We start from the raw sequence: 15,768 nt of genomic DNA, 5'->3' as shown, positions 1-15,768 counted from the left end.
TGAGTTGAAGGCAAGAAGTTACTGTCGGATACGACCGACCGCTATCGCTGTATCTGAGTCAGGGGCTGGTTCACCGTGAAGACCGCTTTGGGTCGCTAGCTACCGCCCAAAAGGCTGCTTTGATCGTCCGCTCACAGCCTGAAGAGGTCACTTGATTGCGATGAGATTTCATCTTGGTCTGCTCTTACAGCGCAATAGTCACTAAGCGACCATGCTGGGTTGAGCCGCGCTGATGAAACACTGAACGACTTCCACTGTGCTTGTTGCGCCCCCAAGAGTGACATGCGATCCGGATAACCTTTTAGTAGGTATATTTAGATCTTCAAATGGCACCGTGCGCATAAAGTTTTGTTCATCGAACCTGGTGTGTATCGAACTTTTCCGATGAGCTGTTGACTCTTTTGAACTGGCAGTCATCCAACTAGCCATTGGTCTAGAAGCGGACCAACATAGTCTTTGCCCAAGTCATGACCACCGCCAGGTACTACGGTTGCGGTGATTCCAGTGAGACGTCCCAAAGCCTGCACGTTGGCAGGAATGCTTTGCCAATCGTCTTCCCCTACATGCATCTCGCATTGACGCGGCACCTTGAAATGCCCTGCTTCAGCCAAATCCTTGAGTCTTGTTGGCCTTGGTGGAGAAAAACTGGTGCGGGCCTGAGCGTTTGTGAACTCCCCCACGATGGGTGACAACAGCAACACTCGACCCGGAAAGGATGGAAGCTGAGTTTGTGCGTGCAAGAAAAGATACGCGCCAAAGGAATTGCAGATCACTCGGGCGTCGTCATGCCAAAAGTGGTCTTTAAGGTCCTGACTTACAGTCGCGATTTGTTCATCAAACGGCAATGAACGAAAGTCTTCTCGCGTTTCTCGTCCAGCCACATCAAACCCTCTATCCATCAATGCCCTGCCCAGCCCTGTACCCAGTTGACCGCCATAGCCCGGCAGGTAATAGATGGTTTTTGCGGTTGGATTTGCCATGGTTTGATTGTGGCTCAGGTACGTACAAGCTTGGTGTTTTTTAATTGACAGTTCTATTTTACAGTTTTACTGTATGATAGAAAACATGGACACCACTTTCAACCTGGATCAACTCAGCGCGCTGACCGATTTGCCGCTGCGCACGATCCGTTATTACATCCAACTCGGCTTGGTTGATCGACATGAAGGCGATCGAAAACATGCCCGGTACACCCAAAAGCACCTGGACCAAGTGCTGCAGGTTCGCGCCATGGCCGATCAAGGCATGCCGCTGGAGCGCATCAAGCAACTGATGAATGGGATCACTACACCCCCGCCCCTTCCAAAGGCTGCGGGCGACATCTCCGTCATCAGCAAGGTATTCATCGCCCCCGGCGTTGAACTGCATGTAGAGCCACAAATAGCTGGTCTGTCCCCCGAAAAACTCCGTCTATTTGTGCGTTCCGTCCTCACCACTTGGGAAGAAATCAATGCAAGCGAATAAAAAACAAATTGGACTGCACGCCCAGGACATGGAAGCCAACATTGGGTTGGTCTCGGCCCATGTGACTGGTCGCCTCAATGGCTTGGTGGCTCAGATCAAGGTTCGCCAGGTTTACAAGAACTGGTCAGATGACAACGTCGAATGCGTCTACACCTTCCCTATGGGATGGCAAAGCGTCCTTTTGGGCATGCGAGTGGAACTGAACGGCAAAAGCATGACCGGTACCGTCAAGCCCAAGAAAGTGGCTGAAGCGCAATATGAAGAGGCCATCAGCAGCGGTGACTTGCCAGTCATGCTGGAGCGGTCAGGTAAAGACCTGTACACGGCCAATATCGGCAACATACAGACTGGGGATGAGGTGGTCATTGAACTTGACTACGCTCAAATCCTGAAAGCCGAAGATGGTGCGATCCGTTTCAGTCTTCCCACGACCATTGCACCGCGATACGGAGATGCATCGGCTGCGGGCTTGAAACTGCACCAACAAGCTGAAGCCAATCCACAGGCCGAACATCGGCTGTTTCTGAATCTTGAACTGTCTGAGAACCTGAGCCAAGGCACGGTTTACAGCCCCAGCCATGAAATCCAACTGAGCCGTCAGGGCAATCAATGCAGCTTGAAGTTAGAGGGTGCTGCATGGTTGGATCGTGACTTCGTCTTGGTTATTGACCGCCTTGGCGACATGAACTTCGCAGTCGCAGCTCATGACTCGGCTCGCCCAGGAGAGGCTACGGTATTGACTGGCGGTGTGTACCGTCCAACCGGCTTTGAAAAGCAGCACCCTATCTCTATCAAGGTACTGGTCGACTGCTCTGGATCCATGCAGGGCGACAGCATTGAACAAGCCAAAGACTGCCTCAATTGGCTATTTGGACAGCTGAACAATACGGACCAAGTCTCGTTTACGCGGTTTGGCAGCACTGTCCACCACGACCATTCCGAACTTAAGCCTTGCACACTCATTTACCGACAACTTTTGAAAGCGTCATCGCGTCGCTTGAATGCGGATTTGGGCGGTACCGAAATTGATGACGCGTTGAAAGAGGTCATCGCCATTGAAAGTGGCTCACCCGAAGAATCCAAAAATGCGGTGATCTTATTGATCACGGACGGCGAGGTCTGGAACATTGAAGAAATCATCGCCACAGTGCGCGCCTCTGGGCAGCGCATTTATGCATTAGGCGTAGGCTCAGCACCATCAGAAAGTCTGCTCAAGGACATGGCAGACGTCACGGGTGGCGCAAGTGAAATGGTTACACCCCGTGAAAGCATGCAAAAAGCCGTCGAGCGCCTGCTGATCAAGATTCGGCAAACGCAGCAAATAGAACAAGAAGTTGCATGCGAAGCGCCTATCGTCTGGCAATCGAAATCAGCGGGCCATGCAGCATCAGGCAGCTCCTTGATGTCATGGACGCAAATCAATACGCAAGGCACCGCGCTCGATGAATTGGAAGTGGTTCAGACCGTTTATCCAAACGGACAAACAACACCCTGCCCCGTCATTTGGGATGAAAGCCTTGACCTCTCTCGCATTGCAGCTGCGTTGCGGTTGAACGATTTAACAAAAGCCAAAGATCGAGAGCGACTCGCTGTCGAATATCAACTGGTCACCAGCGAAACCAATTTAATCCTTGTTCACGAGCGAGTGGAAAGCGAGAAGGCTGAAGATTTGCCTGAGTTACTACAGGTAAGGCCTATGCTGGCAGCTGGCTGGAGTGGCAACGGAACTGTGGCGTATTCACGCAGCCAAACACCGCTTCGAGTGATGCGTACCGGTAGTGACAATATGCACTTCATGGCGGAATCTCACATCAACATGAGCCATTCTGCTCCTGCTATCTGGCGCTCTAATCGAACTCATTCTGCCGCCCGAATTGATGGGATGGCAAACGCAGGCATGGATGACATTGAGATACCGGCTTTTCTGAGGAAACAAGAGTCGTCCTCCGATTCAAAGCCCGTCAAGACGTTCGTCCAGAAATTCAAGGACATCGTCAGTACGCCCAATAAACCGCCGCAAAGTACGCACACGGTCAAAAAACCACAGGGCACATCAGATGAGCTGAAGGCCATCCTGGCCAATAAGACCAACGCAAAGAACCCAATTCATGAATTGCTGAGCAGCTTCAACCAGGTAGCCCTGACGCACACGAGATTCAGATCTGCACTTGCCGCATGCCTTCGAACAAACCAAGCCAACTACATGGAGTGGTTGATCACAAAGCACATGAAGGCTGCTGGCTCTGGAGCCCCAATTTGGGCGATTTTCATCAGCTGGGCAGCGGAAAATCTATCCGTCGAACTCGATCGGCATGCAGAAAGAATATTAAGAGAATTCCTGTCGCCGATTGACCGCGATCTACAACAGGCGATCTATGCAGAGCTGTCCGAATTAAAACAAGAAGCTGCGGTCTGATTGGCATGAAACTAGACCGCAATCCGGTTTAAAACATCAAGCTTCTGCTCCAGCGCGTAGCTCTACCAGCCCTACATCCAGGTTGACGATGAGTTTTTCAGAAACTATCATGCAGCATGAATGCATGAACTTTAAGGAAAGCGCAATGTCTTACCCCGCAACTGACAGCAAGATGGTCAAATCCATCGGCGCAAGTGGCCAAATCTCTTTGGGCAAAGAGTTCGCGGGAAGACAAGTCCTGATTGAGTCGCCAGCTAAAGGTGTATGGATCATTCGGACTGCCACCATAACTCCCGATCATGAGCCTTGGCCTGAAGAAGAAAAGGCTCAAACTGGACTCAAAAAAGGCCGTACCGGCAAGACACCATCACACGATCAAACGTCACGAAAAAAATCTCAGGCCTGAGGGCATCCGAGGTTTTCACAGAAATGACATTTGTCCATGGAGCAAGATAAAAATGATTGACCTGTTCGCCGCTTTAGGCTTTAGCTGGAACCGCGAAAAGATTCCTCAGCAGATTCCTACCCACTCGATTGATCGAGTAACTTTTCATTTCCATCGAATGCTGACTACGTATGTTTGGGACGCATCAGTGCTTGAAGGCAATCCCTTTACGTTTCCAGAAGTGAAAACTTTGCTTGAAGGTGTGACGGTCGGTGGCCGGAAAATTTCCGATCAAGAACAAGTACTGAACTTGGCCGAAAGCTCCAAATACCTGCTGTCACTTGTCAAAGCTGGAAAGTTCAAGCTGGACAAAATCACATTCACCGAGCTACATGGACTGGTAGCAAAAAATGAAGCGCTGGAATGGGGACATTTTCGTGGAGAAGGTCAAGAGACTAACTACACACCCGACGTTGGCCTAGGTCCTGAAGGTCGCTACACGCCACTACCCACTGTGCCCGGAGCACCTGAGCTCAACCGTGTTTTTTCCGAAGGCCTGCAAGCGTTAACCAATACAGTCGAAAGTCCATTTGAAAGAGCTGCTGCATTTTTTCTGTTCGGAGCCTTGCAGCAGTTCTTTTTTGACGGCAACAAACGCACATCACGCTTCATGATGAATGGAATTTTAATGTCCTCCGGTATGGATGCCATCAGCATTCCAGCGGCAAAAGCGCAAGACTTTAACGAAAAAATGGTCCGTTTCTACAAGGCCAAAGACGCCACTGAAATGATGGAATTTTTAGTTAGCTGTCATCCAGATGCCATCACCATTCAACAAAACAATCCGCAAGTGGATTGATTGCTTTAAATTGAAATGCGATTTAAGACTTCTAGCTTTTGTTCAAGCGTATAGCCCACCGTGCCGTAGTTATTGAACTCAGACCCACCACTTGAGTGACCTGTGATGCTCTCGGCCAAACGCGTGGGAATATCGTTACAGGCTTTCATCCTGTCGATCAGGGCATGACGAAACATGTGACTTCTGAAGTCTAGGTCGGCCAAGTATTTGTTCATGATGGCCGAGCAGCTGTTGCTGCCATGGTAGTGCGCATACTGCGGCACCAGCCATTCACTGCCTTCGCAATTGGCCATCTCCACCAGTCGCTTGGCTGCAAACAGCGACACCCCTACCAACGGTACGGCACGAATACTGCTCTTGTTCTTTCGATTGGAGAGTGCATTTTTGCGGATCCAAATGTGCGGAATCGGGTGATCAAAAACACAATCCTCAACACGGGCGTACACAGGTTCAGACAGTCGCAAGCCAGTATTCATCTGGATCAGCCCAATGAGCTTGTAGGGCTTGAACCGCATCATCAACTTTTGTTTGACTGCCAGCAACAAGTCATGGGTAATGACAGGCATTGGCCTGCGCTCATCTTCACCGGAAATTTTCAGAGCACGGAATGGGCTCAGTCTGTCTATGTCTAGGCATCTGAAGGCCACATTGAGCATGGCGTTCAAGATCGCCGTTTGCTTGCGAACTGTCACAGGCTTCAAACCCAAACTCAGCAAATGGTCACGAAAAATGCAGGCATGCGCATAACGTAGATCACAGAGGTACAAATCACCCACCAAGGATGAAAAGCGCCTGAAAACATGTAAGACATCGCCCTTGAATTTACGGCCGTCACCTGCATCACTTTCATGGAGGTAAATCGCCATGGCATCTGAAATTTTGGGTTCGGCATGCATTTCTTTGCGGATGAAATAATTGCCAATCAGCTCTGCAACGAACGACTCATCGAAGTCAACACCCCTTACTCGAACCAACCGTCGTAAGACAGCTTCCGGAGTTGATTTAACAATCTCGAAGTGGCCGTCACTCATGCTCAAAATGGTCAATTTGCATCCAACAAATTTACTGTCAAAGCCGCAGATGGACAACCGGATTTAGATGAATTTCCAGGACGATCTGGACAGAAAACCCACGAAGTTTTCTGCCCTAAATCAGCCCTAGAACACCACTCATATAGGCCTTGGATCCGTGTCGATACCGGAATCCAAATCAGCTGCGCAGCGCTGGTTTTGTGCGTGGCTAGACGCCAGTCCTGTTGAATACCCATGCCGTCACGTTGACCAACCCATGGCCACCCCCAAACCATTTTTGCTATGCCTGTCATCCCCATGGCCAGTGATTTGCAAAACGGCCATATTCGGGGCTAAAACCCCGCGTTTTCGGGTCTTTCGACGGTTTATCGTGGCATGTTGGCCTGGCCTGGCCCCATCGATTGTTGCTGCAACCCATAGGCATCGGCCTGGCTGAAGCTGCTTGAATGTGTGGGCCTGAGTACTGGCTGTGAGCTGGGCAGTGGTGGGGGCCTGTTGGGGGTCACTGCCCTCGCCTGCTGGGGTACTGGACTTTTGGGTGGGGGTGGTTTCGGGGCTGGTGGTTTTGGCTTGGGGGCTGGTGCCTTTTTCGGAACAATCTTTTTAGGCTTGATCCTTTTAGGCTTGGGGGTGGCTGAGGTCTGCGCCTTGAGCCTGGCCTGCTCCTTGGCCTGTGCCATCACAGCAGACCAAACGTTGTCTGATATCAATCGCCAAAGAGCAAGTTGATCGTCCGCATTGGCTATTTCATTAAATCGCATAGTTGCTCTCCTTTCTCTATATTTATTTAGCAAAAAGACGACATCTCGTGCCCTCGATTTCGATCTGCTCATAAATAAAAATATGCTGATCAACGAACTCGTCAAACCCAAGACGCCAGAGCAATTGAAACTGGACCAACTTCGCGCCACGAGGGAACGCGCCACCACAGCCGTTCAACAGGAGCGAGAACGACAAAAGACACAGCGGGCCCAAAAAGCCCTGCAGTTGTTGACCAAGCCTAAGTCCCCAACAACTAAAACAACCAAGCCCATTGGCACCATAAAACCCATTGCGCCAATCAAATCGATCTAGCCAAAAGAAAGCCGACACCAAGTTGAATCAAGGTGTCGGTCATTGCTCTAAGCAGTGATCGGTAGTGTGGCTGCTTTAAGAAGCTGGCTTAACTGGCAGCTTCAACTTGCCCTTTTTGGCAGCGCCCTCCTCCTTGCCAAATGCAGCTTTGACCAAACCACTGACTGCTTCGATGCGTGCATCCAGCTCTCCGGCATCCACAGCAGCACGCAAAACTTCAAGCGTGGTGATAACGCCTGCGATGGTGTCAGTCTCTATGGCGTTCTTACCTTCGACTACATCCAGAGTGCGTGCGCCATAGCGGACTGTGATGCACATCTTGCCGTTATCTCCAGACCACCACCATGGTTTCAACCGCTTGGGAATTTCTACTCGTCGCATTTCGCCGGTGGCGTCGTCCCGGACTGTGCGAATCTTCACCGGTACAAATTCAGTACCTGACTGAACAGCTTTGGCCATTTGAATTTGCTCGTGCAGCTTGGCGCTGAGCTTTTGCCGTCTTGCATGCGCTGGGCTTGTACCCTGCTGACGCTTGCTGGCGATGAATTTCAATGCGTTAAGACCTGACATTTGCTACTCCTTGTGTGTTGCAGGAATAACAAATTTATTGTCAGACTGTGGCTCTGGGCAACCGAATCATTGGTAACCCGACAGTCTGGAAGGACACTGCTGGTAGCTTCAGCCAATCAAGATGTTTGGAAACACCGATTTGTACCCTTTGGCCAAAGCTTCCTCTTGCTCAATTCTTTTCTTGTGCTCGCTTTCCTCGGCAGCAGCGTTCAAGGAACGGGGTTTGTAACGCTCTAACTGCTTAGGGGTCAAATGCCAATAAGGGTTGCCCGTTTGCTCACGCATCTGCATTTCAATCTCGGTCTTGAAATCAACGCCTAAACGACGCTTGAAGAAGATGGCGTCGTGAACATTGGCAATCGGTCTGTGACCTTTTGTCAGTGCTACGCGTCTGACGATGTCCATGACCTGCGTCTCGCCGTGCTGATAAAGGTAAGCCATGACCTTGGCTTTGCTGGGCCTACCACTGTCGGTTTGCAGGAAGCTTGCTTGAAGCAAATCTGGACGGTGCTTTTTAACGAGCTCATACAGGTAGTCGTCCAAAGCGTTTTGTTCTTTGATGAAAAGCTTGACGGTCTTGTCGGAGAGAAATCGCTTTCTGTCGTCACCGTTCTTTAATATGTCGACCAAGGCAGGATTGGTCCAATTTCCCGAAGCGTCCAACCAACCATTGGCTGTTTGACGGGCACCAAAGCTGATGGCTGTGAACGCTTGCTTGAGCAAGACAGGTTGAAGGTCTTTAGGTACCGGGCTGGCATCTCCAAAGGTGAAATACATGATCGTTGCCATTAAGTCGGCCTTGTCTTCTAGGTACAGCAAAGTGGCTGGGAAATGCTTGCGTAGATCCACATCCAATCCCGAATCACACAGCAGGCTTCTGGCGTAACCCATTTTCCATGCCACCACACTGCTGCGGATGTCGTACTCCCAGCAATTGCCCAGCATGGCACGCCTCAAGTCTTTGTTGACGTTTTGCACGCTGGTACCTTCGTAGTACGTACGCCCAAACTGACTGGGTTTGACCCGCTGTACGTAATAGCCCTTGGTGAGTGTGGCGACGCCAATGATCGTCAAGGCTTGGCGAAGAATCGTATCTTTTTGAGCGTCCTTGATGTGCGTAGATTCAATTTCTACCCAGTAAAGGTAGGCCTTGACGGATTCGATGTCTACTGGCACCCAATGGAAAAGCTCAGCTAATTTTTCCTCTTTCCACTCCTGACCGTATTCAGGATAGAGGTGATCGAACAAGGCTTTGTTGGATGCAGGGTCACCACTGAGGTACGCATCAATTTCTTCATCCGTGGTTGCAGCCGCAATTGATCCGGAAGGTACGGTCAATGTGTTCTGCATTGTGATCAAGGGTGACAGTTTGACCTGTGAGTTCTGACCGGTGAATTTGCTGCCAGGCACCACCGTTTCTAAAAGCTCCAGATTGTTTTCGCGTAACCATTTATGAACACGAATTTTTTTAGGACCTATCTGGCCACCTTTATTGGCCAATTGATCCAAAGACACCGCGTATAAGTTCAGCTTGAGTTGCTCGGGGGTCCTGCCATGTTGCAAGGCATCGAACAGCATGGACTCGACCACAGCGACGTACTTGGCCAATGCTTTTTTTGCCGAAGCAGCAGGCCGTGGAAAGGCTTTGTGCAAAGCCTCTTCGACTGACTCATGAACGGTTATTTTGATCACAGGGTGCCGACTCCTTGATGTGAGAAATCTCGGATTTCCTGTGTATTTAGCGCTTTTTCATAGATTTCGGCAATAACTGAAAAAGTCACAGACATATAGTAATTTCAATCATTCAATTGAAAATCACCTGAGTCAAATGGCATCTTGAAGTGGCGCAGCCACCCGATGCCGCAGGCATGCAGCTCCTTGCTTGGATCAATTCCTATGCCAATCAGTCGAGTGGACAGGTCTTTTTTGGAATCTGGATAAGTACTTGATGCGCACATACAAAGCATCAGTCAGGGTCAAGGTCAACGGACGAAGTCAGGTCATTGCCACGGAAATTCGGGCGCCCAATGCGCAAGACGCCCGGTGGCTGCTTTGGGCCATGTATGGGTTTCACAGCATCCAGTCAGGTCCTACACCCAACAGCCCAGGAAGCTGAGACACTGAGCAACTCAGATTGGCAAATACAGGGCTTGATCGTAAAATTGGACTTCCGTCAAAAATCTACCCATGAAACCATCTGTCGCCTTTGCAGCTCACCGTAAAGCAATTCGCGAGATTGTGCTTGCTCACAAAGCGTCGAATGCCCGCGTTTTCGGTTCAGTGGTGCATGGTTCCGACACAGAGGGAAGCGATCTTGACATCCTTGTGGACACCACGGAGGACACAACTCTCTTTGACTTGGGTGCTATTCGTTACAAGCTTCGCCACTTGTTGGGCGTTCAAGTAGATGTCTTGACGCCCGGAGCGCTCCCTGACAAATTTCGTCAAACAGTCATCGCAGATGCTCGACCAGTATGAGTTCCGATCCGCTATTCGAGATATTTGATGTTTGACCCAAAGGATATTCGTAACTCAAAAGATCCGGATTTGGCCGGATCTTATGCAGCCATCCATCGCGCAGCAAAATTTGCCGAAGATCTCGCCATAAGGACCAACACAGCCATCATCGTTGCTGTAGATGGAAAGCCTGTACGAATCACTGCCGCCGAATTGATCAAGATGCGGGAACTTAAATCAACTGTGCCCCCAGAGGACGCTTGATGCTCTTGATTAAAGCAAGTCAAAAATAAAATGGCCTTCAGCATAGAAGATATCGGTGAAATCGATCAGGTTGTAGGCCAGTGGTGCCTCAACCGTGTTCCCCCTCACCTCAAAAAATCTGTCGATTACGACTACGAAATAGATGGTCAAGCTGTGATCATCATTGAAGTGCGGCCCGCTTGGCAAGGTGCACCAGGCGAAGTCACGCGGCAGCCTATGGCCAAACTCCGCTTCGTCAAAGCGACCGAGCAATGGCAAATTTATTGGATGCGTGCAAGCGGTAAGTGGAAGTCTTATGACCCCATGTTCGAGGCTACCGAACTCGATGACGCGTTGATGGTCATCGAATCAGATCATTACGGCTGCTTCTTTGGTTAATCAATGGGAACGATATAGCCCTCAATTCCGGCATATGAGTCAAAGACATTAGCTCAGTTGCTTGATCTGTATCGGCTGAAAGCCACTGGTCATGAAGATCAGGGGCGATGATCACAGGCGTCCGCTTTTCATCGCCAGGCTTGTGAAACTGGCTCATGACTGAGTGTTCGTCAGCGTTGACAGTAAGCATGGAGAAACTGACGACCAATTCGCCGGATACCGGATCTATCCATCGCTCCCATAGGCAGGCAATGCCAAAAGGGTCACCAGAGGCCAATTCAATCTTCCAACGCACAGCCTTGCCAGACTCGTAACTTGGCTCGTAGAAGTCATCGACCAGAACTAAGCCAAATTGCCGTTGACGCCATGCGGTTCGATAGCTTGGCTTTTCCGCCACCGTTTCACTGCGGGCGTTATAAGTATGGCGGCTGATCTTGACGTCCTTAGCCCAGCTAGGAATCAGTCCGAACCGAGCCGAACCGCAGGCCACACGGCCTGTCTGGTGACTTTTCACGACCAAAGGTGCTGCGTAACCGGGATAGGCTTCATCGGGGTAGCCCGTGGGCAGATCGACACCAAGGGTTTCTTTGACCCACTGGGCGCGTTTGGTTGGCGTGAAATTGGTGCACACGTACTGAATTCAAAAATGTGGATGCCGACTGGTTTGATTCATCACTTCCAGCTCAGGTCAAGCTTTCTGTTGTGCGCAGCACAGTCACGCAGATAAAGATTGATCAGGCTTTTGTACGGGACACCGACCTGTTCAGATATTCCTTTGAAGTACCCGATCAAGTCTTCGTCCAGCCGAATAGTGATCTGCTTCACCAGCTGCGATGCATAAGGATTTTTGCGCGCATTGGTGAAGTCGTATTCTTTTTTCATAGTATGTGGAGGACACCAAGTCACTCAACAGACAGCTCAACTTTGCACCCAACACGTGATGCCAAAGTTATGAGCATATCGAGGCTGAACTTTTCAGTCTTACCGCTCAAAAGATCACTCACCCTGCTTTGAGCCACCCCAAAGCGTTGAGCAACTTGAGCTTGAGTCCAACCTTCTGATTGGACAATAAGGCGAACGTGGTCTACCAGTTCCGCTCGCATCTCCATAACCTTGGCGTGCGCTAAATCACCCACCTACCAACTCCATAGCTAACTCGCGGGGGTTATCTGTGCGTTCGCTCACGTCTAGCATTTCAATGCCCAGCACTTTTCCGTCGACGTCGTAGTCAAACACAACACCAGGTCGAATTTCTTCACTCTCGGCCACAGTGCCTGCACGCAAGCGGATATACATGGCATCGGCTTGCTGGTCGTATTCAATTTTCATGGTGAAACCCCATACTTTTGAAACTTGCTAGTTGCCATCACAGTGATGACCAACACAACTACATCACCTTCGCTGATAACTCGAAGTAATTGCTTGGCACCGCTTCGTTCGATGAAACCTTGCGACTCAATACGTCCATGGTCGGCGGATATTTGCCGAACAGGATTTTTTATCGTCGCCTCAACCTCCTGCTGGCTGATACCACGCTCAATCATGCGGGCTTGAGCATGTTGTGTGTAGGTGATTGTCATGCAAAAATTATATAACTACTTTAATAATTTGCAAGAGAAAATTTAATATTTACTTGGCAGCATGATGACCCAGTGCTCTCCGTCCCAGCAGGCGTAGAGCGTTTGCTCGGCCAGTGGAAAATCACTCCTGGCTCATCCCATGAGCCCACCCATCCACTACCATCACAGTATTGATAATTTTGTGAGTTTTGGCCATGCATTTGCCGAACAGGCTTGTTTCTCCCTTTTTGGCCATATTGCTTCTGTGCTCGATTTCGATCACTTCATTCGCAGCGCCACACAATTCTCGCCAACTCTACGAGCGCATTCGCCCGTCTGTCGTGGAGGTGGTCACGAAAAATCGGACCAACTTGGGCGTTTCTTCCGTGGCCAGTGGCTTTGTGACCCACCGAAAAGATTGGGTCATCACCAACTACCACGCCATCTCAGATTCAATTTTTGAGCCGGACGATCACACCCTGCAAATTGTGTCGATGGATCAAGGCGAGCTCAAGGCCGAAATCGTGGCTGTAGACATTCAGAACGATCTGGCCATTTTGAAAGTTGAACAAACCCTACGGGTCCCCTTGTTGGAATTGCGTGAGACTTTGCCCGACCGTGGTGAATCGGGCTATTCCATGGGCAAGCCAGGCGGTTATCAACACAGCATCGTGACGGGTACGTTTAACGGCGTCACAGACAAAACCTCAACGCCATTGATCATTTTCAGCGGCGCTATCAATGGCGGCATGAGCGGTGGGCCAACCCTGGATGCGGAAGGTCGGGTGCTTGGAGTGAACGTGGCCACCAGTACTCAATACCAGTTGGTGGGACTGGCAGTCCCTGCTGAGGCTGTGGGTCAAATGATCCGCAGCAAGACTCCTCAAAAGCCCCCCAGTTTGGATGAACTGCGCAAGGACATCGCACGCCAAGTCAGCGCATTCAATCAACAGATCGTGATGCGTTTTGACCTTCCAACACACAGCGTTAGGCGACTTGGGCCGTTTCAGGTGAGAGGGGATATTTCTAGAGATCAACCTTGCTCTGCCGCTCGCAAAGACACTCCGAATGACCACTACAAACGTGTTGACCAACGGTGCGACTCTTCTACGAGCTTGTACATCTCGGACCAACAGAACGCGGGCCACATCGTCATGGGCAGTTTCTGGTTCAGCAGCGAGAAAATGAGCGCGCATGGCCTTGCACGATTGGTCGAGGATCAATTAACGCGCCTGCGTAACGTCAAAGACAACGATGGGCCTACTGCTTCTTGGAATTGCACTGAGCAACGCTTGAGGGGGCGTTTTGATTTGCCAATCCAACTGCATGCATGCAGACGTGCTGTCGAAAAACTCCCGGGCTTGTTTGACTATCGATTTCGATACACACCCTTAGTGTCAGGCCAAGATGCATTGCTGGTCGCCATCGGTATGTCTGGCTTTGATGATCAAAGCGCCCGCGCCATCTTGCTGAAAAGTATGGACAGTCTGAGCTTTACCCCGAAGTCTAAACCATGATGTCAAGACCTCTCATAGCCGCACCCGCTTTCATCCTGGCTTGGCTAGCAGCTCAACTGTGGGTCTATTTGCCAATCTACAGCAGCGCCGCCGATACAGCATTCATCACAAAGTTGATGGTTGAGGAGGTCGCCATTTTGTCTTGCTGGATCAGTGCATGGTCCTGGGTAACTTGGCAAGAACAAGGTCGAACAAGGCTTGCTGAACACACCATCATTGCAGCTGGTGCGTCCTTCATAGACGCAGCGGTTCTCAACTACGCCTTGCCGTGGATGTTCTTTAACTTGGGCTGGCCATGGCCCACTGACATACACAACATCCCAAATGCAGTACTAATAACGCTGACCGCATTGATTCACATTCACTTGGCAAGCCGCATTGGGTTGAATCTTCGCTTGTTTGCAATGTGGGTTGCTGGCAGTGTTTTAGCCATATCACTTGTGACGGCACACACGTGGGCAAAAAAGAATGATCAGGCTGCGGCCGATAAGTTGCCGTATTCCCCCAACATTTACGCCCCCGCTTTTGTCGTCACACCTGAGCACAAATTACGCGAAGGTTTGGAGCACATGTGGTCAAAATCTTGGAGTGATCAGTGACAATTAGGTCTGACCAGAGGACTTCTAGACCACCCTGCCTCTTTAAATAAAGCCTTTGATCGTCTCACTCCCCAGCTTTTAAGTCGGCAAACTTTTGCGCCATGGTGGGGTTGCCACGCGTCAATTTTTTAATTGTCACATCCTGAGCCTTGTCGTTGGCCAGTCGCAAATTCCGGTCGGTACCGATCAAGGCATCCTTGGTCTTTTGCAAATGGTCTATCGACTTGTCGATTTCATCGATGGCAGTCTGAAACCGCTTGGAAGCCAGTTCGTAGTTTTTACCGAACGCTGCTTTGAATGAATCCAGTTCGTTCTCGAAATTGGTGATGTCTATGTTCTGGCTCTTGACCAGGGCCAATTCAGACTTGTATTGCAAGGAGTTCATGGCCGCATTGCGCAGCAATGAAATTATGGGCAAGAAAAACTGGGGGCGTACCACATACATTTTTGGATACCGGTGGAACACATCCACGATCCCGGCGTTGTAGAGCTCGCTCTCTGGCTCAAGCAGGGTAACAAGAACGGCGTACTCACATCCCTTTTCATTGCGGTCCTTGTCAAGTTCTTTGAGGAAGTCCTCATTCTTGGTTTTGGTGGCCGTCGTATCACTCTCATTTTTCATCTCAAACATGATCGAGACAATTTCAGTGCCGGCGCTGTCAGATTCCCGAAAAATGTAGTCGCCCTTGCTTCCTGAGCGCGCGTCGTTATCTTTCTCGAAATGCGCTCGTGGGAACGCCATTGCACGCACACGATTAAATTCAGTTTCGCAGTGCTGCTCCAAGGTCTCGCCAATCATCTTGGTGGATAAGCGGGCCTTGAGGTCACGCAGGCGCTCGATCGTGTCCTCACGATCCTTGATCTGCGTCTCATACTTGTCCTTGAGAGCTTTTTTGGCAAGCTCCATCTCCAATTCGGCACGCTCAAGTCCCCCTTTGAACTGATCACGCTCTTTTTCAATAGCGCTGACAGCTTCAGTGATGGCAAGCTTCTTTGCGGTCTCAATAGCATCGAGTTGCGCCTTCAGAGCCTGGATCTCGGCGTCCTTGGTTCCCGCCGCTTTTTGCAGTGTTGATTGGCCTTAAAAACTGAGCCACTTTGAGAGGAATTTGCATCCAAATTTGAGCCACTTCATTGGCCTATCCTGCTCATTTTTTGAGCAAGGGTGGCCGGGAGTGATCAACGTGGGAACTTT

19 protein-coding genes and 1 pseudogene are annotated in these 15,768 nt (G+C 50.3%); 10 read left to right on the top strand and 10 right to left on the bottom strand.

From position 1 onward, the window contains the following. Positions 1-413: 413 nt before the first annotated feature. On the bottom strand, positions 414-980 hold the full coding sequence (locus tag B9Z40_RS16710) for a hypothetical protein (RefSeq protein WP_100174495.1): 567 nt from the start codon (positions 978-980) through the stop codon (positions 414-416). Between the two features lie 85 nt (positions 981-1,065). Here B9Z40_RS16710 and B9Z40_RS16705 point away from each other — a divergent pair, with 85 nt between their 5' ends. From B9Z40_RS16705 to B9Z40_RS16690, 4 genes are all read left to right on the top strand, one after another. Next, on the top strand, positions 1,066-1,464 hold the full coding sequence (locus B9Z40_RS16705; RefSeq protein ID WP_158238119.1) for a MerR family transcriptional regulator: 399 nt from the start codon (positions 1,066-1,068) through the stop codon (positions 1,462-1,464). Further along, positions 1,451-3,880, top strand: coding sequence for a VIT and VWA domain-containing protein (locus tag B9Z40_RS16700; protein ID WP_100174493.1), 2,430 nt, complete (start codon positions 1,451-1,453; stop codon positions 3,878-3,880). The genes B9Z40_RS16705 and B9Z40_RS16700 overlap by 14 nt, the downstream gene beginning before the upstream one ends. Before the next feature lie 88 nt (positions 3,881-3,968). After that, on the top strand, positions 3,969-4,286 hold the full coding sequence (locus tag B9Z40_RS16695) for a hypothetical protein (protein WP_158238118.1): 318 nt from the start codon (positions 3,969-3,971) through the stop codon (positions 4,284-4,286). A 52-nt stretch (positions 4,287-4,338) separates the two neighbouring features. Beyond that, positions 4,339-5,124: a Fic family protein gene (locus B9Z40_RS16690; protein ID WP_100174491.1), complete on the top strand. Its 786-nt coding sequence runs from the start codon at positions 4,339-4,341 to the stop codon at positions 5,122-5,124. Between the two features lie 5 nt (positions 5,125-5,129). Here B9Z40_RS16690 and B9Z40_RS16685 read toward each other — a convergent pair whose 3' ends face one another. Continuing rightward, on the bottom strand, positions 5,130-6,155 hold the full coding sequence (locus B9Z40_RS16685; protein ID WP_100174490.1) for a tyrosine-type recombinase/integrase: 1,026 nt from the start codon (positions 6,153-6,155) through the stop codon (positions 5,130-5,132). A gap of 843 nt (positions 6,156-6,998) precedes the next feature. Here B9Z40_RS16685 and B9Z40_RS16680 point away from each other — a divergent pair. Beyond that, entirely contained in the window at positions 6,999-7,229 is a 231-nt protein-coding gene (locus tag B9Z40_RS16680; RefSeq protein ID WP_100174489.1) for a hypothetical protein, read from the top strand. Between the two features lie 75 nt (positions 7,230-7,304). Here the strand turns inward: B9Z40_RS16680 and B9Z40_RS16675 are convergent, their stop codons facing one another. Beyond that, positions 7,305-7,799, bottom strand: coding sequence for a DUF6641 family protein (locus B9Z40_RS16675; RefSeq protein ID WP_100174488.1), 495 nt, complete (start codon positions 7,797-7,799; stop codon positions 7,305-7,307). 108 nt (positions 7,800-7,907) lie between these two features. Beyond that, a complete protein-coding gene (locus tag B9Z40_RS16670; RefSeq protein ID WP_100174487.1) occupies positions 7,908-9,491 on the bottom strand; it encodes a hypothetical protein in 1,584 nt (527 codons plus the stop codon). Between the two features lie 495 nt (positions 9,492-9,986). Here B9Z40_RS16670 and B9Z40_RS16665 point away from each other — a divergent pair, with 495 nt between their 5' ends. Genes B9Z40_RS16665 through B9Z40_RS16655 form a run of 3 tightly spaced genes read left to right on the top strand, consistent with a single transcriptional unit; the run spans position 9,987 to position 10,898 of the window. Further along, positions 9,987-10,277 carry a nucleotidyltransferase family protein gene (locus tag B9Z40_RS16665; RefSeq protein ID WP_100174486.1) on the top strand — a complete coding sequence of 97 codons (291 nt, stop codon included), beginning with the start codon at positions 9,987-9,989 and terminating at the stop codon, positions 10,275-10,277. Between the two features lie 27 nt (positions 10,278-10,304). Continuing rightward, positions 10,305-10,520 carry a hypothetical protein gene (locus tag B9Z40_RS16660; protein WP_100174485.1) on the top strand — a complete coding sequence of 72 codons (216 nt, stop codon included), beginning with the start codon at positions 10,305-10,307 and terminating at the stop codon, positions 10,518-10,520. A gap of 30 nt (positions 10,521-10,550) precedes the next feature. After that, a complete protein-coding gene (locus B9Z40_RS16655; protein WP_100174484.1) occupies positions 10,551-10,898 on the top strand; it encodes a DUF3024 domain-containing protein in 348 nt (115 codons plus the stop codon). Here B9Z40_RS16655 and B9Z40_RS16650 read toward each other — a convergent pair. Genes B9Z40_RS16650 through B9Z40_RS16630 form a run of 5 tightly spaced genes read right to left on the bottom strand, consistent with a single transcriptional unit; the run spans position 10,861 to position 12,478 of the window. Continuing rightward, on the bottom strand, positions 10,861-11,529 hold the full coding sequence (locus tag B9Z40_RS16650) for an SOS response-associated peptidase (RefSeq protein WP_100174483.1): 669 nt from the start codon (positions 11,527-11,529) through the stop codon (positions 10,861-10,863). The two genes, B9Z40_RS16655 and B9Z40_RS16650, sit on opposite strands and share 38 nt — an antisense overlap. 41 nt (positions 11,530-11,570) lie before the next feature. After that, positions 11,571-11,780: a BrnA antitoxin family protein gene (locus tag B9Z40_RS16645; protein WP_100174482.1), complete on the bottom strand. Its 210-nt coding sequence runs from the start codon at positions 11,778-11,780 to the stop codon at positions 11,571-11,573. A gap of 20 nt (positions 11,781-11,800) precedes the next feature. Beyond that, entirely contained in the window at positions 11,801-12,034 is a 234-nt protein-coding gene (locus tag B9Z40_RS17450) for an XRE family transcriptional regulator (protein ID WP_199172589.1), read from the bottom strand. Continuing rightward, the gene (locus B9Z40_RS16635) at positions 12,027-12,227 is read right to left on the bottom strand and encodes a DUF2283 domain-containing protein (protein WP_100174480.1); all 201 of its coding nucleotides are present in this window, start codon (positions 12,225-12,227) and stop codon (positions 12,027-12,029) included. The genes B9Z40_RS17450 and B9Z40_RS16635 overlap by 8 nt, the downstream gene beginning before the upstream one ends. Continuing rightward, the gene (locus B9Z40_RS16630) at positions 12,224-12,478 is read right to left on the bottom strand and encodes a DUF4258 domain-containing protein (RefSeq protein WP_100174479.1); all 255 of its coding nucleotides are present in this window, start codon (positions 12,476-12,478) and stop codon (positions 12,224-12,226) included. Before B9Z40_RS16630 ends, B9Z40_RS16635 begins: the two co-directional genes overlap by 4 nt. Positions 12,479-12,672: 194 nt before the next feature. Here B9Z40_RS16630 and B9Z40_RS16625 point away from each other — a divergent pair, with 194 nt between their 5' ends. Both B9Z40_RS16625 and B9Z40_RS16620 read left to right on the top strand, forming a co-directional pair. After that, positions 12,673-13,974, top strand: coding sequence for a serine protease (locus tag B9Z40_RS16625; RefSeq protein ID WP_100174478.1), 1,302 nt, complete (start codon positions 12,673-12,675; stop codon positions 13,972-13,974). After that, the gene (locus B9Z40_RS16620) at positions 13,971-14,573 is read left to right on the top strand and encodes a hypothetical protein (RefSeq protein ID WP_100174477.1); all 603 of its coding nucleotides are present in this window, start codon (positions 13,971-13,973) and stop codon (positions 14,571-14,573) included. The genes B9Z40_RS16625 and B9Z40_RS16620 overlap by 4 nt, the downstream gene beginning before the upstream one ends. A 64-nt stretch (positions 14,574-14,637) precedes the next feature. Here B9Z40_RS16620 and B9Z40_RS16615 read toward each other — a convergent pair. Beyond that, positions 14,638-15,630: pseudogene (locus tag B9Z40_RS16615) on the bottom strand (DUF2130 domain-containing protein); the annotation flags it as partial. Positions 15,631-15,768 lie beyond the last annotated feature (138 nt).

The sequence above is a fragment of the Limnohabitans sp. 15K genome (genome assembly GCF_002778285.1).
Lineage (GTDB): Bacteria > Pseudomonadota > Gammaproteobacteria > Burkholderiales > Burkholderiaceae_C > Limnohabitans_A.
This window is presented reverse-complemented; position numbering and strand designations above follow the sequence as displayed.